At 36.6% G+C, this 23,101-nt stretch carries 21 protein-coding genes and 1 pseudogene; 9 read left to right on the top strand and 13 right to left on the bottom strand.

From position 1 onward, the window contains the following. The first annotated feature begins 4 nt into the window (after nucleotides 1-4). The gene (locus tag CY0110_RS10415) at nucleotides 5-604 is read left to right on the top strand and encodes an ATP-dependent Clp protease proteolytic subunit (RefSeq protein WP_008275378.1); all 600 of its coding nucleotides are present in this window, start codon (nucleotides 5-7) and stop codon (nucleotides 602-604) included. An 89-nt stretch (nucleotides 605-693) separates the two neighbouring features. Here the strand turns inward: CY0110_RS10415 and CY0110_RS10410 are convergent, their stop codons facing one another. The 3 genes from CY0110_RS10410 to CY0110_RS10400 all read right to left on the bottom strand — a co-directional run bounded on the left by CY0110_RS10410 (nucleotide 694) and on the right by CY0110_RS10400 (nucleotide 4,579). Then, complete coding sequence (locus CY0110_RS10410) at nucleotides 694-1,107, bottom strand: hypothetical protein (RefSeq protein WP_008275377.1); 414 nt, start codon at nucleotides 1,105-1,107, stop codon at nucleotides 694-696. Between the two features lie 213 nt (nucleotides 1,108-1,320). After that, complete coding sequence (locus tag CY0110_RS10405; protein WP_008275376.1) at nucleotides 1,321-2,217, bottom strand: pentapeptide repeat-containing protein; 897 nt, start codon at nucleotides 2,215-2,217, stop codon at nucleotides 1,321-1,323. 61 nt (nucleotides 2,218-2,278) lie between these two features. Then, complete coding sequence (locus tag CY0110_RS10400) at nucleotides 2,279-4,579, bottom strand: heavy metal translocating P-type ATPase (protein WP_008275375.1); 2,301 nt, start codon at nucleotides 4,577-4,579, stop codon at nucleotides 2,279-2,281. A gap of 157 nt (nucleotides 4,580-4,736) precedes the next feature. Here CY0110_RS10400 and CY0110_RS10395 point away from each other — a divergent pair, with 157 nt between their 5' ends. Both CY0110_RS10395 and CY0110_RS10390 read left to right on the top strand, forming a co-directional pair. Then, nucleotides 4,737-5,123, top strand: coding sequence for a hypothetical protein (locus CY0110_RS10395; protein WP_008275374.1), 387 nt, complete (start codon nucleotides 4,737-4,739; stop codon nucleotides 5,121-5,123). 210 nt (nucleotides 5,124-5,333) lie between these two features. Further along, nucleotides 5,334-6,536 carry a DUF4336 domain-containing protein gene (locus CY0110_RS10390; RefSeq protein ID WP_008275373.1) on the top strand — a complete coding sequence of 401 codons (1,203 nt, stop codon included), beginning with the start codon at nucleotides 5,334-5,336 and terminating at the stop codon, nucleotides 6,534-6,536. Between the two features lie 19 nt (nucleotides 6,537-6,555). Here the strand turns inward: CY0110_RS10390 and CY0110_RS10385 are convergent, their stop codons facing one another. Further along, the gene (locus CY0110_RS10385) at nucleotides 6,556-7,656 is read right to left on the bottom strand and encodes a glycosyltransferase family 2 protein (protein WP_008275372.1); all 1,101 of its coding nucleotides are present in this window, start codon (nucleotides 7,654-7,656) and stop codon (nucleotides 6,556-6,558) included. 100 nt (nucleotides 7,657-7,756) lie between these two features. Further along, a complete protein-coding gene (locus CY0110_RS10380) occupies nucleotides 7,757-8,959 on the bottom strand; it encodes a glycosyltransferase (RefSeq protein ID WP_008275371.1) in 1,203 nt (400 codons plus the stop codon). A 234-nt stretch (nucleotides 8,960-9,193) separates the two neighbouring features. Between CY0110_RS10380 and CY0110_RS10375 the strand changes: the two genes are divergently transcribed. After that, nucleotides 9,194-10,273, top strand: coding sequence for a RuBisCO accumulation factor 1 (locus CY0110_RS10375; RefSeq protein WP_008275370.1), 1,080 nt, complete (start codon nucleotides 9,194-9,196; stop codon nucleotides 10,271-10,273). 109 nt (nucleotides 10,274-10,382) lie between these two features. Here CY0110_RS10375 and CY0110_RS10370 read toward each other — a convergent pair whose 3' ends face one another. Both CY0110_RS10370 and CY0110_RS10365 read right to left on the bottom strand, forming a co-directional pair. Continuing rightward, a complete protein-coding gene (locus tag CY0110_RS10370; protein WP_008275369.1) occupies nucleotides 10,383-10,904 on the bottom strand; it encodes a late competence development ComFB family protein in 522 nt (173 codons plus the stop codon). A gap of 137 nt (nucleotides 10,905-11,041) precedes the next feature. Continuing rightward, the gene (locus CY0110_RS10365) at nucleotides 11,042-11,254 is read right to left on the bottom strand and encodes an Hfq-related RNA-binding protein (protein ID WP_008275368.1); all 213 of its coding nucleotides are present in this window, start codon (nucleotides 11,252-11,254) and stop codon (nucleotides 11,042-11,044) included. A gap of 107 nt (nucleotides 11,255-11,361) precedes the next feature. On the opposite strand from CY0110_RS10365, the gene dapF reads away from it, so the two are divergent. From dapF to CY0110_RS10350, 3 genes are read left to right on the top strand one after another with little or no spacing between them, the layout of a single operon-like run. Then, nucleotides 11,362-12,222 (top strand): diaminopimelate epimerase, encoded by an 861-nt coding sequence (gene dapF, locus CY0110_RS10360; RefSeq protein ID WP_008275367.1) that lies wholly within the window; start codon nucleotides 11,362-11,364, stop codon nucleotides 12,220-12,222. 31 nt (nucleotides 12,223-12,253) lie between these two features. After that, on the top strand, nucleotides 12,254-12,463 hold the full coding sequence (locus CY0110_RS10355) for a BrnT family toxin (protein WP_008275366.1): 210 nt from the start codon (nucleotides 12,254-12,256) through the stop codon (nucleotides 12,461-12,463). 49 nt (nucleotides 12,464-12,512) lie between these two features. Next, nucleotides 12,513-12,725 carry a hypothetical protein gene (locus CY0110_RS10350; protein WP_008275365.1) on the top strand — a complete coding sequence of 71 codons (213 nt, stop codon included), beginning with the start codon at nucleotides 12,513-12,515 and terminating at the stop codon, nucleotides 12,723-12,725. A 124-nt stretch (nucleotides 12,726-12,849) separates the two neighbouring features. On the opposite strand, the gene CY0110_RS10345 is transcribed toward CY0110_RS10350, so the two are convergent. The 3 genes from CY0110_RS10345 to CY0110_RS10335 form a co-directional block, all read right to left on the bottom strand. Further along, nucleotides 12,850-13,077 (bottom strand): hypothetical protein, encoded by a 228-nt coding sequence (locus CY0110_RS10345; RefSeq protein ID WP_035799087.1) that lies wholly within the window; start codon nucleotides 13,075-13,077, stop codon nucleotides 12,850-12,852. Nucleotides 13,078-13,243: 166 nt separating this feature from the next. Continuing rightward, nucleotides 13,244-13,900, bottom strand: coding sequence for a hypothetical protein (locus tag CY0110_RS10340; protein WP_008275364.1), 657 nt, complete (start codon nucleotides 13,898-13,900; stop codon nucleotides 13,244-13,246). A 162-nt stretch (nucleotides 13,901-14,062) separates the two neighbouring features. After that, nucleotides 14,063-16,285, bottom strand: coding sequence for a PBP1A family penicillin-binding protein (locus tag CY0110_RS10335; RefSeq protein WP_008275363.1), 2,223 nt, complete (start codon nucleotides 16,283-16,285; stop codon nucleotides 14,063-14,065). 357 nt (nucleotides 16,286-16,642) lie between these two features. Here CY0110_RS10335 and CY0110_RS10330 point away from each other — a divergent pair, with 357 nt between their 5' ends. Further along, nucleotides 16,643-18,205, top strand: coding sequence for a metallophosphoesterase (locus tag CY0110_RS10330; protein WP_008275362.1), 1,563 nt, complete (start codon nucleotides 16,643-16,645; stop codon nucleotides 18,203-18,205). Nucleotides 18,206-18,222: 17 nt separating this feature from the next. Here CY0110_RS10330 and CY0110_RS10325 read toward each other — a convergent pair whose 3' ends face one another. Together CY0110_RS10325 and CY0110_RS10320 are read right to left on the bottom strand one after the other, a co-directional pair. Continuing rightward, a complete protein-coding gene (locus CY0110_RS10325) occupies nucleotides 18,223-18,984 on the bottom strand; it encodes a hypothetical protein (protein WP_008275361.1) in 762 nt (253 codons plus the stop codon). A gap of 717 nt (nucleotides 18,985-19,701) precedes the next feature. Next, complete coding sequence (locus CY0110_RS10320) at nucleotides 19,702-20,277, bottom strand: hypothetical protein (protein WP_008275360.1); 576 nt, start codon at nucleotides 20,275-20,277, stop codon at nucleotides 19,702-19,704. A 70-nt stretch (nucleotides 20,278-20,347) separates the two neighbouring features. Here CY0110_RS10320 and CY0110_RS10315 point away from each other — a divergent pair, with 70 nt between their 5' ends. Further along, a complete protein-coding gene (locus CY0110_RS10315; RefSeq protein WP_008275359.1) occupies nucleotides 20,348-21,259 on the top strand; it encodes a hypothetical protein in 912 nt (303 codons plus the stop codon). 10 nt (nucleotides 21,260-21,269) lie between these two features. Here CY0110_RS10315 and CY0110_RS10310 read toward each other — a convergent pair. Continuing rightward, a pseudogene (locus tag CY0110_RS10310) lies at nucleotides 21,270-22,719 on the bottom strand (IS66-like element ISCysp3 family transposase). Between the last annotated feature and the right edge of the window lie 382 nt (nucleotides 22,720-23,101).

The following is a 23,101-nucleotide window of genomic DNA, read 5'->3' as shown; positions in this document are numbered from 1 at the left end:
GCTTATGCCTATTGGTGTTCCTAGTGTTCCTTATCGTCTTCCTGGTAGTCAATACGAACGATGGATTGATATCTATACTCGTTTAGGCCAAGAAAGAATTATTTTCCTCGGTCAAGAAGTAACTGATGGTATCGCTAACCGTATTGTTGCTTTACTGTTATATCTTGATTCTGAAGATCCCAGTAAACCTATTTATCTCTACATTAACTCCCCTGGGGGTTCTGTCACTGCAGGTATGGCCATTTATGATACGATGCAGTATATTAAGTCCGAAGTAATTACCATTTGTGTTGGTTTAGCTGCGTCGATGGGGTCATTTTTATTGGCCGCAGGAACCCCCGGAAAGCGTCTGGCCTTACCCCACGCTAGAATTATGATTCACCAACCCATGGGAGGAACCGGAAGACGACAAGCAAGCGATATTGAAATCGAAGCGAACGAAATTTTACGCATTCGTTCCCAGTTAAATCAACTGTTAGCTAATCAGTGTGGACAAACTCTCGAAAAGATTGAAAAAGATACCGACCGAGATTATTTTATGTCTGCTGAAGAAGCAAAAGAATATGGCCTGATTGATAAGGTAATTGAAGAAAGAAGTCTTTAATTATTTCAACCACTTGGTAACGGTTGTATTGATACTATCCCCCATGATCTTATTGAGGTTATGGGGGTACTTTATTCGCTTAAGATACATTAGAAAAAGACTCGTTTTTTATCCTCATTTTTTGTCTGACTTATCAAAAACAATCTTAACTTTAATAAGCTAAAAGTTTGACCTAAGTTAAGCGGTAATAAGGAAATTCCTTCTAACCGAGATTGTACCCAACCATCACCCCATAACCATTCGTGATAACCATCGATTCCTTGCTTTAAAATCATCCGTAAACAGTTATCATCAGCAATCTCTACATGATGTTCAATAGTAACTAATCCGAGTTTACTACTAAACTTTGAACCGGTAATTAACTTATCAGGAACATCAGAGGATAATGTCTGAGGAATTAACCATTTTTTTAAATGATTACTATTTAATAAACTATCCCGAATCAGATCATGATCTCCAGGAACCGCAATACGTAATTGACTTTGTTGAAAGTTGCCTAACATTTTATTATTTAAACGGGTTTAGTACAATTAACTATTCTCTCTTAATCTAGTATAAACTGTTCACATACCATACGTTAAGATGAGATACACAGAGAATGAAAGCTGATAAAAAAGTCCGTAAAGCAAGATCAAGGTCTTCTAATTCTCAAGGAGTTTTTACAATCAACAGGCATTTTATATTGTAGGTAATTAGTTGAAAGTTTTGGCAACAAGCTAGTCCCATTGGTGTCGTCGGACTTCATTAAGGATTTCTTGAGCCTCTTTGAGTGAAATGTCATAGCGATCTCGAAGCGCACCGCTAGACTTCGTTCCTCTTCGAGTCCGCGGTGCGCTCAAAAGTTGGGGAATGAGATGACAGTCACGATTAGGATCTAGATCAAGTTTTTGTGAATAAGGAGGCAGGGCAACATGACACAAAAAAGGCGAAGGTTTGGCTTCTAGTTGAGGCGGTTCAAGATTTTCAACCTCTCGTAAATTGAGAAAAAATAGTAAAGCACCGCTAAGGTTAGCATCACTCAAGTTGGCACCACTAAGTAAAGCACAGTTGATATCAGCATTACTAAGGTTAGCATATCTCAGGTCGGCACCACTGAGATTCGTATATCTGAGACTCGCACTATTGAGATTGGCATATGTGAAGTCGGTATCGCTGAGGTCGGCACCGCTAAGGTCAGCACCACTGAGATTCGCATATCTGAGGTTAGCATATCTAAGATTAGCACCGCTAAGGTTAGCACAGTTAAGGTCAGCACCACTAAGGTCAGCTTTACTAAGATTGCTATCTTTGAGGTCGGCACAGTTAAGATCAGCACCGCTAAGGTCGGCTATCTCTGCATCCCTGGAGGCAAAGCGGAGATTAAGTAACACGAAGAGTCCAGCCACACCTGTTGCGATTATCCCAAGATTACCGATGGGAGATTCTCCCTGTTGGTGAGCAAGAGTGCCTCTTTCATTATGGGATAAACGATCATCATCTAGCTCAAGTCTATGATCCCAGATTAGCTTAATCCCCCACACCATCGAGAGTAAGACTGGAGTAGCGATCGCGCCCATTACTAACAACTTATTGTTCTTTATCGTTGCTCCCCACCACTTGAATCGTGTCCACATTCTTAAAACTACCTCAATTATTAATTAATAATGAAACTATTGTTGTCCCAAGCCACACCAATTATGGCTGAAAATTCCTCAATCTTAAAGCATTTGAAACCACGGAAACGGAACTAAAGGCCATGGCTGCACCGGCAATCATCGGGTTTAATAAGACACCAAAGAAAGGATATAAAATACCAGCAGCAATAGGAATTCCTAACGTATTATAAATAAAGGCAAAAAAGAGATTTTGACGAATATTTTTCATGGTAGCACGACTCAATTCTATGGCGGTTACAATACCTTGTAAATCCCCTGAAATGAGGGTAATATCACTGGCAGACATAGCTACATCTGTACCCGTACCGATCGCCATTCCTACATCTGCTTGAGCAAGTGCGGGTGCGTCGTTGATACCATCGCCTACCATAGCGACGATTTTACCTTGAGATTGCTGAATTCCTTTCACTTTATCCGCTTTTTCATCAGGACGTACCTCTGCAAAGACATGGAATATTCCCACTTCATCAGCGATCGCTTGAGCGGTTTGTTGATTATCTCCTGTCAACATGATCACTTCTAATCCCAATTTTTTGAGCTTTTTAACCGCTTCAACAGAGGAAGGTTTTACCGCATCAGCAATAGCAAATAAGCCTTTTATTTCCCCATTAATGGCGAGCCAGGGAGTTGTTTTTGCCTGACTTTCCCATTCGTTTGCTTGAAACATTAAATCATTAGTATTAATCCCTAATTGTTCCATCCATTTCTGCGTTCCGATTTGTACTAAGTTTCCGTTTATTTTTCCTTGTACTCCTTGTCCTCCCATTGCTTCAAAATGCTCCACTTTCGGTAAGTTATTAGAAACTCCTTGATGCTTAGCATAATTAACAATTGCTTCAGCTAAAGGATGCTCAGAATTATGTTCAATAGCTGCTGCTATTTCTAAGATATTAAGCTCATTATTATCAGCAATTCCATCAACGGTAATATAATCAGTAACAGTCGGTTGACCTTGGGTTAAAGTTCCTGTTTTATCTAATACAATGGCTTTAATTTTATGTGCCAATTCTAAACTATCGGCTCCTTTAATTAAAATACCATTTTCTGCGCCTTTACCCGTTCCTACCATGATAGATGTGGGAGTTGCTAACCCCAAAGCACAGGGACAAGCAATAATTAAAACGCTTACGGTTGCTACCATTGCTAAAGATAAATTTTTAGCAAAAATGAACCAACAAATAAAGGTAATAACAGCAATACTCATCACTCCGGGAACAAACCAAGCAGTTACTTGATCCGCTATTTTCTGAATCGGGGCTTTGCTATTTTGTGCTTCTTCTACTAATTGAATAATCTGGGATAATGTTGTATCTTTGCCTACTTTTTTGGCTTCAAATTTAAAGCTTCCTGTCTTATTAATGGTTGCGCCGATGACCTCATCTGCTACTTGTTTTTCAACGGGAATAGATTCCCCTGTAATCATCGATTCGTCTAAGGTAGATTGTCCTTCAATAATCACGCCATCTACCGGTATTTTTTCCCCTGGACGCACTAAAATAATATCATCAATCACTACATCTTCTACAGCAATATCTATAGTTTCCCCTTGACGAATCACTCTTGCTGTTTTTGCTTGTAATCCCATCAAGTTACGAATCGCTTCTGATGTTTTCCCCCTGGCTCTATTTTCTAATAATCTACCTAGTAGAATTAAGGTAATAATAACAACAGCAGCTTCATAATAAACATCAGCATTTAAGCCTTGAGAGATGAAAAAACTAGGAAAAAAAGTGGCAAACAAAGAGTATAAAAAGGCTGCACCAGTTCCCAAAGCAACCAAAGTATTCATGTCAGACGTGCCACGTTTTAAAGCTTTGATCGCTCCTGTATAAAATCCTTTTCCACACCAAAAAATGACAGGAATACTTAAAATCAACTGTAACCAAGCATTATGTAACCAATGAGGAATAAACGGGATAGATAACCCTGTCATCATGGGTAATGATCCAAAAATTAAGATCAAACTAACAACAGCACCCACAATTACTTTTTGTGTTAATTCTTTTTGTTTAGTTTCCCTTTTTTGTTGTTCAATATCGTTCGATTGATTATTTTTGTTATTCTCTACAATATAAGCTTTGTACCCTGCTTTACTCACAGCAGCTTGAATGGTTTCTAAATCAGTAGTTTTAGTATCGTATTTAACAGTTCCCCTTTCTAAGGCAAAATTAACACTACATTCTACTACCCCAGAAACTTTATTGATTGCTGTCTCAATGGTACTCGCACAAGCAGCACATCCCATTCCTTCTAATTGTAAAGTTTCTTGTGTCAAATCTGTATTTTTATGAGAAGATTTACCGTGTAGGGAAGTTTTCATTTTGTTTGTCTTTCGTAGCTTTTTCTTATGATATAACATCCTTTTTTGTCTGAAGAGTCAAGCATCATTACCTCCCAAATCTAAAGCATTCCTAAAATATCAGGGGGGTTTCTGAAGTCTTACCTATAATTGCCACCAAACACCTTTTTTTTGAACAATGAAAATAGTAAATAAATTAGAGATTATCGCTGTTGTTACCTTTCTATCTTTAGCATTTTGTAATCAATCGGCATTCAGTAAAAATAATGGCATAAATCAGCTAGAAAATGTAAAAAATCCCCAACTCAAAACTATCCTAACTAAAATAGATACAAAGAATACCTCATCGGTTTCTTCTGATAAACTCCTCACTGTTAACAATTCATTAACATCTATTCCCATTCCAGAACCTTTAGGAATATTATGTATTTTAGGTATGGCAGGGGTTACTAGCTTTTTGAAGTTAAAAATAGCGAAAGTTAAGTGCGAAAAGCAATCAGAAGAAAAACCAAAGCCTGAGACAACCAATTTTCCTGAAAAATCAAAACAAGTAGCAGAATTTTGAGGGTTTATCGTTTAATTCTTGGGTAAGAAGTCTTGATAATTACGTTTTCTATGCTACTTCTTCCCATCTACTCTTTGGCTAAAAAAGCATGAGGATATTCTCTCCACTCGACAAAGTCTCTATTTATAGCTTTTAATTCTTGTTGTGTGACTCAAGATTATATAATTGTTAAGGTAAAAATTTTGGGGACGACAAGAGGAGATTAATAGAGTGAGTGGGAGTAACAGGATCAGAAACGAAGAAGAAACACCAATTCATATTAGTTCTCAAGATATATCTTGGCCATTTTGGCCGGTGGTTCCTCTTTACCCCTATAGTCAACGTCGCACTCTTCTTAAAGAAGTCGTCAAAGATACCATTTGGACCTTTGAGCAATGTCAAGGAATATTTTATGTAGTTGTTCCCATTCGTATGACGGTGGTGAAACTTGCTAAGGGTGGACTTTTGGTTTATGCGCCGGTTGCACCCACCCGTGAATGTATCCGTCTGGTTAATGAGTTAGTGGTGACTCATGGAGAGGTTAAATATATCATATTACCCACAGTTTCTGGCATTGAACATAAAGTATTTGTCGGTCCATTTGCGAGATGTTTCCCAAAAGCACAAGTTTTTGTATCTCCTGATCAATGGAGTTTTCCCCTTAATCTTCCTTTGAGTTGGTTGGGGTTACCTCAAAAGCGAACCCAAAAATTACCCTTAGAAAGTCATAAAACTCCCTTTGCTGATGAATTTGATTATGCTATTTTAGGTCCGTTGGATTTGGGTTTAGGGATATTTGAAGAAGTGGCTTTTTATCATAAGCGATCGCACACTTTGTTATTAACGGATTCTATTATTTCTATTCCTGCAACTCCCCCCGACATTGTGCAACTCGATCCTTATCCTTTATTATTTCATGCTAGGGATAATGCTTTAGAAACCATAGAAGATACACTACAAAACCGCATTAAAGGATGGCAAAGAATTGTTTTATTTGCACTCTATTTTCGTCCTAATGCTTTAAGAACAGTTAACTGGGGTCAAGTTTTGAAAGAGTCTTTAAAGTCCCCTGAGCGGTCTAAAAAAGCTTATTTCGGACTCTTTCCCTTTGAATGGGATGATAGCTGGAAATTATCCTTTGAAAAACTTCATCGCCATCCTTTGTTCGTCGCACCTATTTTACAAGGAGTTATTTTGAACCGTAACCCATTAGACGTTTTAAGCTGGGTGGATGGAGTTTCAAAATGGAGATTTGAGCGGATTATTTCTGCTCATTTTCATGTACCAATTTTAGCCCACCCTGAACAATTTAGACAAGCTTTTGATTGTTTACGTCATCCTCAGTATAACTTAGGAAATAAAGATTTTGAACTAATACAAAATATCGATCAAAGCTTAACCAAAATTGGTGTTGTTCCCCCTTCTAAATTGTAACTTATTTTTTATTGACCATTTAATCTCTGTCTGTTCTAACCCATTGTGACTCAGGACGAACTAAAAAAGCAAAATAAATAGGTATTTTCCATAATAAGTAAAAAGGAATAGTTAATAAAGCAAAACCAGGAATTTCTTTACGTCCAAATTTAGCCCAACCCATTAATATTCCTGAGATTAAACAAAGTCCCCCTACCCCTAAAATTATACTCGGTAGCCAAGAACCACCAAATAAACCTGCTGTAATAGTAATCATAATTCCCCCTATTAACAACATAACTAACAGAGATAAGGGTGGAACACTTAATTCTAATGCTAAAGCTAATAAATCAAAACGTCTTTGAACAATTGAGCCTTTTAAGAGTCGAGGAACTTGGTTTAAAATAGTTTGAATATGACCATGTTCCCAGCGAGTTCTTTGCGTTTTTGCTGCTGAACTTTGTTGTGGAAGAATGCCAGTGACTTGAGCATCTGGACAAAAAATAGGAGAATATCCACATAAAGCTAAATCAACTCCTAACTGCATATCTTCAACGATATTACCACTAGCTAACGAAATTTTTTCTAAAGCTTGCCAAGGAAATGCCATTCCTGTTCCTGCTAATAAACAGGGAAGTCCCAGTCGAGACAAGCCTGTTGAACGCACTTGGTTTTTAACTAAAAAAGCTAAAGCAGAAATTAAATCTTTGGGACTGGGATTTTCTGGTTTTTCTAATAAGTATAAAGCTTGTACAGGTTTTTGAGTAATAGAAGATTTATGAACCAATTTTTTAATGGTGTCAGGGGTAATATAACAATCAGCATCAATTAAGACTATAATATTCGGGGACTGATTTTTGAGATAATTTAGTCCATAATCAAGGGCATAACCTTTTCCTCTGTTTTCATCATCTTGACGTTCTAAAACTGTTACTTTATATTGTCGGGCGATCGCAGCAGTTTGATCGCTACAATTATCAGCAACTACAATAATTTGCTCAGGTGACTTTACTTGAGGTAATAAAGAGTTTAAAGTCGTTTTAATGATAATTTCTTCGTTATGAGCAGGAATTAAAATTTTAAAGTCAGGATTATCTTCAAATGTTATTTCTGATGTTTTAACTGAAGGAAATAAAGACATTAAGCATTCTATAAATAGGACTATACAAGGAATAAAAACAAGACAAGTAATGCTCAATAATCCGAAATCAATGATAATTGTCATGAAGTTAGTTTTTTACTTAATGAATAGACTGAAATAATAATTTCAGTTTTTGTGCTTCCTGGGCAATATTATGGTTTTCTTTTACCATTTTACCTCCAATTTTACCCATGTTTTCTAATTCAGAAATTGGAGTATCTAAAACGGTTTTCATGGTACTAACTAAGGCTTCAACGGAACCAGCAGGAACCAACCAACCTGATTCTCCAGGAATAACTAATTCAGGAATTCCAGCAATATAAGTGCTAATGACAGGACGACCTAATGCTAAACTCTCCATGATAACGACTGGTAAACCTTCAGCAAAACTCGGTAACACCATTGCCTGAGATTGTAAGATATAATCAGCTACTTGTGTCTGAGTTGCCCATCCTGTAATTTCGACTACATCTTGCAAATTCCAGCGTTGTATCGCTTCTTCAATCGGTTGTTTTAACTCTCCATCTCCTATTAAAATTAACTTGAATTGATATCCTTGCACTACCAATTTACTAACAGCTTCTATTAATAAATATTGACCTTTTTGTTCACTTAGACGACCGACAGAAACCAAACAAGGTTTTTCAGGAATGGGTCGATAAGGAAGAGAAAAAAAAGCTTCGTCAACCCCACAATGAATAATCTTTATTTTATCCCAATCTTTAAAGTCACACCACCGATAAAGTTGACTTTTTCCATAAGAACTAATGGCAACAACAAAAGCTGCTCTTTTTATTTTTTCAGGTAAAGCGATCGCTTTCACTTTATCAAACTCCTCTGGCCCGTGAACGGTAAAGCTATAAGCTGCTCCTCCTAAAATATGATGGAGTAATAAAACTGTTGTAGAATTAGTCCCAAAATGAGCATGAAAATGAGTAATCTCTAAATGAGAAAATCGATCTAATAATACACAAGCCTCTGCTAAATAAGCAAAGTTTAGCATTAGTCCTCTATCGGAATTTAAACCTATTTTAAAAGTTATTTTAAAAGCATTTAACCAACGTTTAGGTCTACTCAAGGCTAGCTTAATAAAACTAATTAATAAGCCTAAAAATCCTACATCTAAAATGATATTTGTTTGAGCTAATTCTTCTTGATCAGCCTCATCAACTAAGGGGTCTTGGCAAGAACGAATAGAAAACCTTGTAATCGGAAGTCCTAGTGCTTCTAATGCCAGTATTTCTCGACGTATAAAGCTATGACTTATTTTTGGATACTGATTAATTAAATAGGCAATTCTCATTTATTTTTTCCTAAGATTTAGCCCGATTACTAAACTATATATACATAGAATACATGAAAACTTATCTTCTTAAATAAGATAATTAGATGAATAAGTATTTACGTTGAAATTTAGTCAACAGAAATGCGTGGCTTGTCTCCTTTTGGTTTATAATACAACTTATAGCTTATGGGTAAAAAATCTGTGCGTCTACAGCCCAAAGCCTAAAAAAGCTTTATCCTACAAACATAGTCGATGAACCATCACCCCGAAGAGACATCACCACAACTTTCTGAAGAACAAGCTCAAGAATTAATGCGATCGCTTCTCCACAAAGAAGGAACCTGGGTCGACTGGGGGAAAACCTGTCAACAGCTACAAAAAGCAGGTTATAACAGTCAAACCCTCTTTGAAAAAACGGGGTTTCAAGCCAGCCAGCAAAATTTAATTATCGTTGCTGCCCAAGTGTACGAGAGTTTAGTTAATACTGAAGTATCCGAAGACTTGTTAAGTTACTATCGTGGGCCGAAAAGCGATGTACTCTATGAACTGCGGATCTTAAACCAAAATCAACGGGCGATCGTGGCACAATTAGCTAAGGATAAAACCTTAGATCACATCGAAACCAGAGAAACCGCTAAAACCTTTCAAACGTTCTCCCTAATGCCTCAACTTCCCCCTGGGTTTACCCTTCATCCTGGGGATGCTATGGCTTATCAAGCTTGGAAGCAAGCAAAGCAAAAAAAAGACCTTCAAGCAAGAACTCGTTTGATTGCTAAAGGGTTAAAATACGCCGTTTCTACCACAGCTAGAGAAGCGATCGAAAGGTTGCTCAGTGACTTCACAGTTACTCCTGAACGCAGCGCACCTTTAATGCCTCTTTATCGTGTCCAAAACCAAGAAGAGATATCGAGGATCGTTCCCTTGGCTGGAACCCTTCCCTTAAGCAAAAATGAGGTGTTGGGAGTCAAAAAACTAGAGATTGTTAGCCCCTTTAATTATGTTACCTGTAATCATACCGAGTCTGTGGTTCCCTTACCCAGTTGGCAAGCTGTCTTAACGGCAGTTGATCCAGTGGCTATTTTATGTCAAAGCGATCGCTTACCTCAATCTTTAACTGGAAAACCAGAGCAAGTATTAGTCTTAATTGATCGTAGTCAAACTAACTGGGACGATCAGAGTTATTTTTTGATCGAGGAAGCAGAGGAATTAACTTTTAAATGGTTTGCTGAACAACCAGCTATTTCCTTATTAGGTAAAGTGATTATTATTTTAAGACCTAAAAAGATTTTTGATGAAAATAATTTGTTAGAACCGTGGCAAATGGACGATTAATTGATCGGGGCAAAATAGCCCCTTTTTTACACCCCGTTGCCTTTTGCTTATTCTCCTATTTTCATTAGCTAGTTTTATCGAAGGTACAAGATATGAGTTTGAACTTTATTTAATCAGGGGCCAAAGATTTAAGCATATCAGTCATATTTTGAAGAATATCACCGCGTTGTTGTTGTTCGATGGGTCGTCGGTTGGGAATGTTAGGACGTTCAAAATAGCGTTGTATTCCTTCTCTGACTTGTTGAGCGATCAAAGTTTGTAATTCTTCTTTTGCCCGTCGTCTTTGATAATCTGCTCCTTCGTGGGTGGTAGCATAAAGGGGGGGTAAACGGTTGAGAGCATAAGCAGCAATATCGCCAATATCAAGGTGACAAGATTCTTTAGACTCTTGTTCAGCGACTTGATTAATAGCCTCATTCAAGACTAATTCTTCCATAACATTAATAAACTGTTTTCTTGCCACGGCTTTAACTTCTCCAGTTAATAAAGCCCCCATGAGGCGATCTAATGCCATATATTCTTCCATGGGTAAGTCTGTAGCAGATTCACAGATCCGTCCGACTTCTTCTTCCATTATGGGTGTCAAATAGCCATCTTGTAATGCGTTTTCGACAATTTTTTGAATGCTCATAGGATTTATTTTTTGCTGACAGGTGGAGCAATCTTTGAATACGAGTTATTCTTAAGATTACCCAGAATTGAATTAAAAGTTTCAAAACTATAAAATTAATCTTATTTTTGACACCAATAAGAAGTAATTTTATCTAGCTAAGAAGTGGGTTTAATATAAATAAGAGCGTGTCGCCAAATTAATAGGGATTGATTAGACTCATCACTAAGACAAAGACATTGGGAATCTTGCCATAAAACTTGCCCTGTAATGGTTTCTGCCGTAGCAAGTTGAATAACAACTTTTTGTTTATCTTTAATATATTTTTGAATTTGTCGAACACTGGGCAACCCCGTATCAAATTCGCTCATGAGTTTTAGACATAATATAGATAGCGATTATTATTATAATCGGCGATCGCTTGCTGTTCTCTGTAAGTTAATTGATAATTGTTTATATAACCCTCCCTCAAGTCATTATGGAATTTACTAAATATCAAGGTCTAGGTAATGATTTTATTTTAGTGGACAATCGCCACAATGCTATCCCTTTGTTATCCTCAAAAGAAGCGATTAAGTTATGCGATCGTCATTTTGGTATTGGGGCCGATGGGGTGATTTTTGCCTTACCTGGAGACGAAAATACTGATTACACTATGCGGATTTTTAATTCTGATGGTTCAGAACCGCAAATGTGTGGTAACGGTATTCGGTGTTTGGCTCGTTTCTTGGCTAAATTAGAAGGAATTGAAACTGTAGGTAAATCCTACCGTATTCAAACCCTAGCTGGTATCATGATCCCTCGTTTAGAAGAGGATGGACAAGTTAAGGTAGATATGGGAAACCCGTTTTTATTGGCCAAAGAGATTCCTACCACCTTGACCAAAGGAGAAGAAAAGGTCGTTAATCAATTTTTAGAAGTAGGGGGTCAGTCTTGGTCAGTGACTTGTGTCAGTATGGGTAATCCTCACTGTATTACCTTTGTGGATAATGTGGCGACGATTCCTTTAGAAACCATTGGCCCGATGTTTGAACATCATGCAGTGTTTCCAGAACGGACGAATACGGAGTTTATTGAGGTGGTTCGGTCTGATTACCTGAAAATGCGGGTATGGGAACGAGGCGCAGGAATTACGTTGGCCTGTGGAACCGGTGCTTGTGCGTCTGTGGTAGCAGGGGTTTTGACAGGAAATTGCGATCGCCTGTGTACGGTGGAGTTACCGGGGGGATGTTTAACCATTGAATGGTCCGAACAAGATAACCGACTCTATATGACAGGTCCTGCTGAAGCGGTGTTTACAGGGGTTATGCGAACTACCCCAACTAATTGCAAGGAATAAGGTTTTCCTCCAGAAGACTTATAATTAACGTATGCAATTCCAATGGAATCCAGACAAAGCAAGGTCTAACTTACAAAAGCACGATGTCTCATTTGAAGAGGGTGTCACTGTTTTCGGTGATCCTTTAGCCATTACCATTTCTGATCCTGATCACTCAGTCGGAGAATGTCGTCTTTTGACCATTGGAGTTTCTCGTACTCGAAAGTTATTGGTGGTTTCTCATACTGAAAGAAATAACTAAATTCGGATAATCAGCGCACGTTTAGCTACCTCAAAGGAGAGAAAAAAGTATGAATCAGAATATTGAATCAACAAACTCCGATGAAATGCGCCCTGAATATGATTTTTCAGGAGTTGTTCGAGGCAAATATTATGAAGCTTATACCCAGTCTAGTAATGTGGTTATTCTCGATCCCGATGTTGCAGAGGTTTTTCCAGATTCAGCTTCGGTAAATGAAGCTTTGCGAATGTTGGCTAAAGTTGCCAAGTCAGTTAAAAGGTAAAATTTCAATAAGCCTCTTGCAAAAGTTTTTCGTGATACAGTAGGAGGCTTTATTATTGTTGCCAAGAGTGAGCAGCAAAACGTAATAAAACGGATTGAATCGTAATATCTCGTTTGTCTATTAATTACCAGTACGATCGCTGATCTTGTAGGTTGGGTAGAGGAACGAAACCCAACAAAACAATATAAGAAATTACTCCGTCTTGAAGTTGAAACGTTTCCTTGATATTTGCGATCGCATCGACGGCTAAAGTTATAATCTTTTTTGCACTTAATTTAACTATTAGGTAATACTCATATCTTGCACCTTCGATAAAATCAGCTAGTGAGGATAGGCAAAAGGCAAGAGGCAAGAGGCAAAAGTATTTTATTTTAAGGCTAACTGCTTGAGAATTGACTGTCTTCTTTTTAGCTATTAAGTTATCTTGTACTGGTGTAAGATGTCAGTAATAGTTGCGATTTCTCATAAAAAATACTATTAATTTCTTCTTTTTCTTCTGGATGTATCCTTATTTTTGATTATATTTCTTTTTTATCGCCATTAAGATGTTTAATAATTAATAGATTATTTTTTTCTTCTGACCAATCGTAACCGACAATATCTTGCCAGACAATTGCAGAAAAATAGCAAATACCTTTACTTCTAATTTCTAGTTTATTCCAGCTAGTTACATAGAAGTTAATCATTATGGACAGAAGAAGGAAAAGTTGACAAATAGAATATAAATAGGGATTGATTTGTGTTCCAAATATTTCTGGTGCAAAGGCTGATTCAGATCCTTGAAAGAAAACAAGTACATATTTATAAATCACCCATAAATAGATCAATGTTAATGGAATGGTGAAATAAAGTTTTCTTTGTATGCAACAAGAAGTAAATAATAATTCACCTAAGTTATTTTTATATTTTATATTTGAAAACAAAGTCAACCAAGATATTATTCCCATGCTTAAATAAATGGATATGAAGGTATATTGCTCTGGATAATTGGATAGAAAATAATCAATTAAAACGAAAGGTAATAAGTAACCAATAAGCAGAAAAACATTTTTAAAACCAAATGTTTTGTTAAAAATTGCCTGATAGAATTTAGGAATTAGGGTATAACCCCAGACAAGATAAAAAGTTAAACCAGACGTATATAAAACTATTGAAATTGATGAAGAAACACTCATAATTTTAAGAAAATAATTACAATATCATAAAAAATAAAATTGAATGATTTGTAACTTAACGTGAATTCGCGATAAGCTCAAAGGCTAACAATAGAATACCCATTATTTCCTTGTATATGATCTAACTCCGACCTCCGAACTCCTAACCCCGAACTCAAATCACTAAGGACGATGATAGTTTCCCCAAAGGGCCGCCGCTTGACCACTACTGCCTTTTGTAGCTGAATTATCGTCATTCCCCAACCAAACCCCTGTAGCTAAATTATTACGGGGAATATAGCCGATAAACCAAAGGTCTACCGCGCGATCGGTGGTGCCAGTTTTTCCTGCTTCCCCTAACCCAACACTGGCAGCGCGTCCGGTTCCGTTACTGATAACACCTCGCAACATACTGGTCATGGTTTGGGCAACTTGGGGAGAGATGGCCTGTTGTCTAGCACTATTATCGGTCTGAAAATTATAAATTTCTCGACAGGTGCGCCAGTCCTCATTATTAGTACAGTCCCCCCCGTCTAAAATGCGACGAATGGCATGGGGACGCTGCCATAAACCGTCGTTAGCCACCGCAGCATAGGCCCCCGTCATTTCTAAAACACTGACCTCACTCTGCCCTAAAACTAGCCCTGGAACGGCTTGTAATTCCGATTGAATTCCTAACCGTTGGGCAACATCGACCACACGGTTTAACCCGGCTTCTCTGGCTACTTGTAAGGCGATGGTATTCTCCGACTGTGCCATCCCTCCATACATATCCGTTGCCCCACTACTGCGTTCACAGGGTTTATAGGCTTGGCCTTGCCATCTAATGCCACCGCAACTATAGGATTTTCCGGGAGAAATTCCTTTTTCTAGGGCCGCAGCGTAGGCAAACAGTTTAAAGGTTGATCCGGGTTGTCGTTTGGCTTGGGTGACACGGTTAAACTGACTTTGTTTGTAGTCTGTACCTCCCACAAGGGCTAATATCTCCCCGGTACGAGTATCTAACGTCACCATGGCCCCGTTAGAAAAGCCGTAGGTTGCCCCTTGGGTTTTAACCGCTTCTTGTAACTTTTTTTCGGCTAATGCTTGTCTGTTTAAATCGAGTCCAGTTTCTACAATAAAGTTACCCTCTTTAGCAATTTCTGTCCCTAATAATTGGCGTAACTCTTGGAAAACATGGGCGTAGAAATAGGGCGCTTTACTGTTGGCTAAAGCTTTTCTGGCTTCGGGACTGATGTTAATACGCGATCGCCTGGCCCGGGCTGCTTCTTCAGGGGAGATCATTCTCAAGGTTGCCATGCGATCAATGACCCGATTTCTCAACTGTACCGAAGTGTCATAATCTTGTACGGGGTTATATAAGTTCGGGGCTGGTAACATCGCCACTAAGGTTGCTGCTTGGGCAATATCAAGTTCAGTGGCCGACTTATCAAAATAGAATTGAGCCGCATCTTCAAACCCATAGTTACCGACACCTAAATAAACACGGTTAAGGTAAGTTTTGAGCAGAAAATCTTTACTATAAACCGCTTCTAATTTTAAAGCGACAATAATCTCTCTGATTTTACGTTGTGCGGTGTTTTCCCGTCCCACTTCTGGGAATAAACTACGGGCGAGTTGTTGAGTGAGGGTACTGGCCCCTTGACGAATACCATCATCTTTAAAATTGACTATTACCGCCCTTAAAATTCCGTAAGGATCAACGCCAAAATGCCAGTAGAAGCGACTATCTTCGGAAGCGATGACAGCTTTACTCAAATGAGGAGAAAAGTCCTTTAGACGCTCAATTTCATGGTGAGGATCGTCACTAAGAGGACTGAGAGGAGTTTCTCTATCCCTAGCGTAAACGACAACTGGGCCACTCACTCCAGAAGGTAAGGGATGGACGTTAACTTTGCTAGTTTCCCACAATAACCAGGCAATTAATAGGGTAATCAGTGATCCGGTGCCATAAAAACTGTACTGTAGCCACTGCATCCATTTTGGGGGTGGATTATGGTAGGTTAACGTAGCAATATCATTTAATTCGGGGGGGCCAAACGTAATAGTGTCTCCATGACGGAGGGATAAATTTTTAACCCGTCGTTTTCCTAGATAGATCCCATTGGTAGAATTTTCATCTTTGATAATGAAGTGACGAGGGTTTTTTTGATCTCGATGCAAAGAACAATGGACTTGACTAACAATGGGGTTAAGTATTTTGATGTCTGTGTGTCTCGAACTCCGACCCATTATGTAGCGATCGCCAATCAAAGCATAGGTGATTACTTTATCTTTTGGGCTTTCTTTGACCCTTATTTCTGGGATTTTTACCCCTTTTTTTAATACTTTTGTTTTGGGGTTTGATTTAACCAAGTTTTGGACGGCTTGGGTTAATACTTGGCTGAGGGGTTGCTGTTGACTCATGTTGAGATATAGCGATCGCTGTTTGGGTATTCTAGCTTACCTATTATAGTGACGATGATCCCTATTGTGAGTGTTTCCACAGCCATTCTCATTTTAAAGAATAGTATGTATCGTTTTATCCAAGGATTAGATAATACCTTATTTTTTAGTAATCTTTTTAATATATATAGACTCCTAAAATTTTTTTCATGAGATAGTATTAAAAGTTGATATCTTATGTAAAAGTTGATATCTTTTAAGTTAAGAGTAATCTTGCCTCATCGAAACAATAAGAGGGGTTTGATAACTTGATTGGTTATGAGAATATACTCGACTCATCCACAATAAATCCTACACCTTGTTTTAGGAAGCTGTTATATGCAATTCGTTAAAGATCCCTCAATTTCGGTTAAGATTAACGAAATGAAGCAGAGAGTTCGATGGCAAGAATCGGCAATCAAAGAACGTGCCATTGACCAAACAAAACTTTTAATTGAAGACAGTAATAGAAATAATCCAGACTTTTCATTTTTAGTGATTGGTGATAGCGGTTGTGGACAGCATTATGACAATCATCCTCAAAGACAAATTGCTGAATTGATGCTGAAACAGTCAGCTAATTTTATTCTTCATACAGGAGATGTCGTTTATCAAGTTGGTTCAAAAGAATATTACTACAAAAACTTTATTAAGCCTTACAAAGAATATTTAGTAGGTGGTGAATCTCCTAAAAAAATTGCCTATGATGAGTTAATCTTTAAATTGCCCTTCTTGCCTGTTCTCGGTAACCACGATTATTATGATCTTCCCTTAGTCTATGGAGTCCTTTCTCAACTCACTTGGGGAGTCCGTCGTCTATTACCGATTAAATTTGATTTTGATGTGGGTTGGCACGGTTCTTTTAAAGGACAAGCTTACAGTAGGGCTTTTTTAGATTATTTAGCTGACATTAAGTCCTCTCATTCTTTAGCCAAACATTTAGATAAACACTATCTTCTAACAACTGATGGTAATCGTTGTCTATCCTATCAACCTGGACAGTTTACTCGTCTGCCAAATCGTTACTATACTTTTTCTTACGGTGGCATCGACTTTTTTGCCCTTGATTCTAATACCTTTAATGCACCCTCTCCTTTACCCGATACGAAAGCGGGGGAACTGATGCGCCATTCACTGGTGAAACGACGTAAAGAACTAGAAACACGAAAAGAAAAAATTCTAACAGAAATGCAATCTCTTAATCCTGAAAACACAGAAGAAGCAGAAATTTTAGATGATAAAGAGGGACAAATCAACCAAATTGAAGAAGAACAATTAGATATCAATAAAAGGCTCGATAAACACCAAGTCAGCATTGATTTTGAACAACTTCATTGGCTCAGAGACCAATTGATCAAGTCTTGGCAAAATCCTGAAATTCGAGGACGAATTATCTATTTGCATCATCCACCCTATGTGACAGAAAAGACCAAGTGGAACCAAGGACAAACCCTGGCAGTGCGTCATCGTCTACGCTATGTTTTTAATGAGGTTGCTCAAATTATCGGCAAGATTCCCCAAGGCAGTGGCATTGTGGATTTAGTTTTATCAGGCCATGCTCACTGTTTAGAACATCTTTATACTGAAAATACACAACAAGCTGATTCTTTTATTCATTGGCTCGTTTGTGGGGGTAGTGGGCACAGTCTTCGCCGTCAACGCAGGGAAGGTTCTATTCTCAAAGAAACTGACGAACAAGGTTTGGAAAATAAAGTGGCTCGCTCTTTAAAATTTATTGGTCGTAATGGCCATGGTTCTCATAAAAAACGGCCATATTCTTTTCTAAAGATTGAAGTTAAAGCAGGTCAGCCTCCACAATACGTTATTCATTATCATATTGCTGAACTCTATCAACACCAATGGCATAATTACCAACTAGAACCAATCGTTATCAATGAATAATTATTCATTGTTCATTTTTAATCAGATTTTTCGGCGGAAAAAGATTGCCATAATTCCCGTAAAACTTGTTTAATATGTCGCTCTTTTTGAGCCAGGGTACGGGCAGATTCTTCTATTTTAGTTTCTAGCTTTTTCTGCTGCTCCGTTATGTTTTCGTTGAATAATTCAGGTTCTGTTTGGCTTTGCTGATACCAGGACTTAGCCTCGTCTAAATAGGGTTTTACATCTTCAAACTGTTCACTATAACGGCTAACTAAGTTAGCTCTAATAACAGCTAATTTCGCTTTTAGTTGTGCATAACGCCTTTTCATCAGAGCAAATTCTTCACTATCTTGGATGGACTTGATAGATGATTCTATTGTTTCTTGGATGTTGCTTGAGTGATTTTTTCCTGTTTCATTAACTTCATTGAGTACCATCTCAATGTTATTTTCCAGTTCTTTTTCTTCTTGGGCTATTTTGGACTCTAGCTGTTTAACTTCTTGTTGATTTTTAGAAATATTCTGACGTTTAGAATTACTTATGCTTTCAATAATTCCTTCAACCGTTGCGGTCATTTCTTCCTTGATATCCTCTCCCTTATTTTGGGAATTTTCAATGACAGCCGAAACTATGTCTTGAACCAAAGAACGAATTTTTTGAGAATCTTCTTTGACTTCTAAATTTGCTTGAGAAATTGTTGATTTCACAATTTCTTTGACATTTTCAGGAGAAGTTTTTTCTTCTTTTTTTGCTTCTTCAAGAGCTGTAGTGATTTTTTCTTTTAAATAACTAGACATGACTTTGTAAAAAATAATTTTTCTATAAACAATAACTGACTATAATTTTTTTAATCAATTATATTTGTATGATAGTTATTATTTATCACAGTTGCATCAGTCTTAAGAAATACCTTTAAAGATTATTTTTGTAAATAAATATGAAGTAAAATAACATAAAATTTCCAGTACAGCAAAAAATTGAACACTTAACAGCTAATTTAAAAGAGTTAGAAATTGATCCTGATAAAGCTTTGTAATTAAAAATGGCTTAAGTTATGATTCATCAATAATTTTTTTACAGTTGTCTTGAATCATTTTTAATTCTTCTTCTTGTTTTTCAATCCATTCTTTTTCTGCAATTTTTTGATATTCACTTTCTTGTTGATAACAGTTTTGTTTTTCTAATAAGTTATTATAGAATTGAATAACTGTTTCGAGGAAGCTTGTAGTAAAATCAATTCGATCATCAAAAATTATTGTAATACGTTCAGAACTTTGAATAGATAACCATCTTTTAAATTCTGCAACCTCTTCTAAGCTTATTTCTCCGACTATTCTATTTTTCCATTTCTTTACATCCTCTTTAAAAATTGTCTGTAAATTATTTAGTCTTTTAATGTTAAAAAGAAATAACTCAAATGGTTTTTTATGTAAATAACTAATTTTATCAATTTTATTATCAAATTCTTCATATAAATAAGAAACATATTGTTTATCAAATAATAAAAAATCATTTTAAAATTGGGCTATATTAATTTTAGAAACTTCTAAATAAATTTGCTCTAAATATTTAGAGCAAATGTGATCAATTTGATAAACGTAGTTATCGAATTGATCACCTATGTTATTATTAAAGTTATCTTTATCCCATAAACCTATTTTTTGCCGAAGTTTATTTGTTTTAGGATCAATAAAGTGTTTTATTTTAATACTATTAAACCAATTATCTGTATATTTTTCTGCTTTTTCTATTGCTAATCTTTTAGAATCATGACCTAGTGTTCTTAACTTAAATTTGATTCCTGTTAAATCTCCTACTTGTATCCATATTCTTTCTTGAGAAGCATTAACAATTCTTTCTTTACTCTCCCAAATATCTTTAGCATGATCTAAATTTTTAGTACATACTTCAATCAAGCTCATTAGTCTGTTTGCTGATTCTTTTAACTCATTAATACAAGGTTCAATGGACTGTTTTAATTTTTTTGCAGAATCTTTTATTTCTTCTGACTCAACAGAATTATACTGATTAGTAAGTAATTGTTCAACAGACTGATTGATTTTTTGAAATTTTGCAAAATTTTCGTTCATCTGTTAATTGCTTTTCTTGATTAGGGTACTTTAATTATATCTATAGTTATCCTATATCAGTAAAAAATTTATGAATCCTATAATCTTGAATCTAGGTCTCTCTGCTTTAGAAACTTTATTTACAGTAATAGCAGAAGATTGTGGTCACGCAGTTGTTGCTAAAATCTTTGGGACTGAAAATTATGAATTAAGTACAGCAACTGTAGATAATTTTACCGAACAATTGGATATATTACAAACAAGTGTTCTCGCATTACAATCAACCACTTCCTTAATAGGAGTAGGAGTTGTAAGCGGAGGTATTTTATCAGCAGTAAATTTACATCAATTGTTAAAATTAAGAGAAGAAGTTAGACAAGGAAGACTAGAAGTAAAAGAGGGATTTTTGGATCTTAAAGCATTTTTATGTTCTGAGAATAAAGAGATTATTAATCGTATCGAAAAGATGGAAGAAAATATAATATTTAGTCATCATCATACTATTTTATCCCAGGCTTATAATGAATTTCAACACGCTTTAGACTATCTAAAAGATTCTTGCAAACTTTCTGATATCAGTCAAAGAAGCAAGAATATTACTGATGTTCGGGCAATGTTAATTAATGCGTTGAAAACTTACAGCAACACAGAGCTATTAAAAAATATAAATGTTCCTGGAGAACTTCGTAGAAAAGAATGCTCATGGGCAATTCACCAAACAATTACTATTACTTATCAATTACAAGATGCTTATGAAGTTGTTAGCGATCGCCTATATAAATTAGAAGACATTATAAAAAAAGACTGTATCGATTTAATCAATAATTGTCAATCTCAAGAAGAACTAGATTTTATTTTTCCTGAAATTTTAGCTATTAATAATCATGACTTAAAGCTTTTACAATCTTGGAAAACTGCTGTTGATGCTTTATTGTATAATTCATCTCAAGATATCAATAATTTTCCTATTATCAAAAAAGAAACTTTCGATATAGAAAGGTAAGGATTCAGGTCTAGAAGTTAGGAATTAGGGAAGGAAACAAACAATTCGGATGACCGACTTTGGCTATTAATGACTTCTCGAAAAAATCAATCACCGAACGTTCTTGACGACGACAAGTTTGAATAACCGTCAATAAGTTAGCTGTTTGTTTAAATCGTTCCATGCTTCTTGAACCCCCACTAACTTTCCGTTTCGTGATGGCTAATCTTAAGGATCTTTCAGCAAGATTATTATCAGGGGGGATCTCTGGATGCTCCAGAAAATACCACCATTGCTCTGCCTTTTGCCGAAGGTTTCGCAAAAGTTTTCCGGCTTCATAACCGGCTTTAGGCTTCCATTCTTCTGTGGCTATCTTTATCTTATCTTTGAATTGTCTTGCCCAAACTTGATAACCATGCCTATTCTTATCGTTTTGCCAAATACGATAATGACGGAAAGCTTCATCAATTAATTTGAGAAAAGTTTGACCGATGGTTTTGTTATATTGACCTGGAGTTTTTATTAATCGCTGAAAGTGACGGCGTAAATGTGCCAAACATTTCTGTTGAGCAACAACAGTATAACCATTGTAAACTCCCAAATCATCACTACTTAAAACACCACCATATTCATGGCCTAACTGATCTTCTAATTCCTTACGCCCCCTAGTATCAGCAGCCCGAAACAGGCAGAAAAGTTGATTGGTAAATACCCACAACCATTCTTTGACTCCCTTCACTGGCCAGGGTGTTTCATCAACATGAATTGGGGGTTGTTCTACTTTGACCCACTTGGATAATTGTTCAACCGACGGATTAATGGCTGTTTCTACTCGTTGATTGGTGGCTACGATGGTCCCCATACCTATCTCAATTTGCCCTAACTCCCACAACATCTCTTGTTGCTTTTCATAAGGTAGATGTCCATAATTCCCTAACCATCCCAGAAAAGCTGTAACTTCACTCCTAAATCTTGTCCTGGGACGGTCTTGGGCGACCAATTCGCTTTGGTCACTTCACCACAATGCCCACAGCGACAATGATGACGATGATATTCTACTACCTCAATGGGTTATCTACCAGTTGTGCTACCTGCTGAGAATCAACTTTCACTGGTTCTATTAATAATTCTGTTTGACCACAGTGACTACATATTGATGGTTGCAAGATTTGAATTCTGTCAATTCTCCCAAAGCCTTTCCTTGTTTTTCCCTTATGTCCAGGTTGTCCCCCTGGTTTTCTTTTCTTATCCTTATCGTCTTCAGTTGTTTTAGCCTTCTCAGACTTTTTCAATAAGTCTGTTGATGGGGGTTTTGATGAGGTTTGGCTATCTAAATTACGACTGAGCTTTAATTTTTCTATTTCTTTTTGTAGCTGCTCGATAAGTTTCTGTTGAGCCAAGATAATTTGTACCAACCCAGATTTTGACAGTTGGTTTAATTCGTCTGGATTTAACTGTACTCCTGGTTCAGTTTGACTCATACCGTTACTTTAGCGCAGTCAGCCTGTTTGTCAATATTTGCCACCTGAATCCTTACATAGAAAGAGTACCACAAGAACAATTAATTTATAATGAGTTAAAAATTAGTTCTCATTTTTTATCATTACAAGATCAACTTAAATTTCTAATCAATAGTGATTTAAGACAACAGTATGAATCAAACATTATTCAAATGGCAAGTAATACTAAATATGCTGGCTTAGTACCCAAAAACTGGCAAAATGTGCCTGATCAAACTGTCACTAATATTTATTGGTTTCTCAAGCAAACTATTAATAGTTAATAATTTAATTTTTAAACGCAGAAAAAATTTGTAAGTCGAAATAAAAAACTTTTTATTTCGACTTAAATTTATAATACCTT

Origin of the sequence: Crocosphaera chwakensis CCY0110, from assembly GCF_000169335.1 — a bacterium.
In the GTDB taxonomy this organism is placed as follows: domain Bacteria; phylum Cyanobacteriota; class Cyanobacteriia; order Cyanobacteriales; family Microcystaceae; genus Crocosphaera; species Crocosphaera chwakensis.
This window is presented reverse-complemented; position numbering and strand designations above follow the sequence as displayed.

What these genes read in the sequence shown, in the direction of transcription:
- CY0110_RS10405 (WP_008275376.1), bottom strand. Translation starts at nt 2,217, where the DNA reads ATGTGGACACGATTCAAGTGGTGGGGAGCAACGATAAAGAACAATAAG.
- CY0110_RS10335 (WP_008275363.1), bottom strand. Translation starts at nt 16,285, where the DNA reads ATGAGTCAACAGCAACCCCTCAGCCAAGTATTAACCCAAGCCGTCCAA.
- CY0110_RS10355 (WP_008275366.1), top strand. Translation starts at nt 12,254, where the DNA reads ATGCAATTCCAATGGAATCCAGACAAAGCAAGGTCTAACTTACAAAAG.
- CY0110_RS10410 (WP_008275377.1), bottom strand. Translation starts at nt 1,107, where the DNA reads ATGTTAGGCAACTTTCAACAAAGTCAATTACGTATTGCGGTTCCTGGA.
- CY0110_RS10395 (WP_008275374.1), top strand. Translation starts at nt 4,737, where the DNA reads ATGAAAATAGTAAATAAATTAGAGATTATCGCTGTTGTTACCTTTCTA.
- CY0110_RS10340 (WP_008275364.1), bottom strand. Translation starts at nt 13,900, where the DNA reads ATGAGTGTTTCTTCATCAATTTCAATAGTTTTATATACGTCTGGTTTA.
- CY0110_RS10330 (WP_008275362.1), top strand. Translation starts at nt 16,643, where the DNA reads ATGCAATTCGTTAAAGATCCCTCAATTTCGGTTAAGATTAACGAAATG.
- dapF (WP_008275367.1), top strand. Translation starts at nt 11,362, where the DNA reads ATGGAATTTACTAAATATCAAGGTCTAGGTAATGATTTTATTTTAGTG.
- CY0110_RS10320 (WP_008275360.1), bottom strand. Translation starts at nt 20,277, where the DNA reads ATGAACGAAAATTTTGCAAAATTTCAAAAAATCAATCAGTCTGTTGAA.
- CY0110_RS10370 (WP_008275369.1), bottom strand. Translation starts at nt 10,904, where the DNA reads ATGAGCATTCAAAAAATTGTCGAAAACGCATTACAAGATGGCTATTTG.
- CY0110_RS10350 (WP_008275365.1), top strand. Translation starts at nt 12,513, where the DNA reads ATGAATCAGAATATTGAATCAACAAACTCCGATGAAATGCGCCCTGAA.
- CY0110_RS10415 (WP_008275378.1), top strand. Translation starts at nt 5, where the DNA reads ATGCCTATTGGTGTTCCTAGTGTTCCTTATCGTCTTCCTGGTAGTCAA.
- CY0110_RS10400 (WP_008275375.1), bottom strand. Translation starts at nt 4,579, where the DNA reads ATGAAAACTTCCCTACACGGTAAATCTTCTCATAAAAATACAGATTTG.
- CY0110_RS10385 (WP_008275372.1), bottom strand. Translation starts at nt 7,656, where the DNA reads ATGTCTTTATTTCCTTCAGTTAAAACATCAGAAATAACATTTGAAGAT.
- CY0110_RS10315 (WP_008275359.1), top strand. Translation starts at nt 20,348, where the DNA reads ATGAATCCTATAATCTTGAATCTAGGTCTCTCTGCTTTAGAAACTTTA.
- CY0110_RS10380 (WP_008275371.1), bottom strand. Translation starts at nt 8,959, where the DNA reads ATGAGAATTGCCTATTTAATTAATCAGTATCCAAAAATAAGTCATAGC.
- CY0110_RS10325 (WP_008275361.1), bottom strand. Translation starts at nt 18,984, where the DNA reads ATGTCTAGTTATTTAAAAGAAAAAATCACTACAGCTCTTGAAGAAGCA.
- CY0110_RS10375 (WP_008275370.1), top strand. Translation starts at nt 9,194, where the DNA reads ATGAACCATCACCCCGAAGAGACATCACCACAACTTTCTGAAGAACAA.
- CY0110_RS10365 (WP_008275368.1), bottom strand. Translation starts at nt 11,254, where the DNA reads ATGAGCGAATTTGATACGGGGTTGCCCAGTGTTCGACAAATTCAAAAA.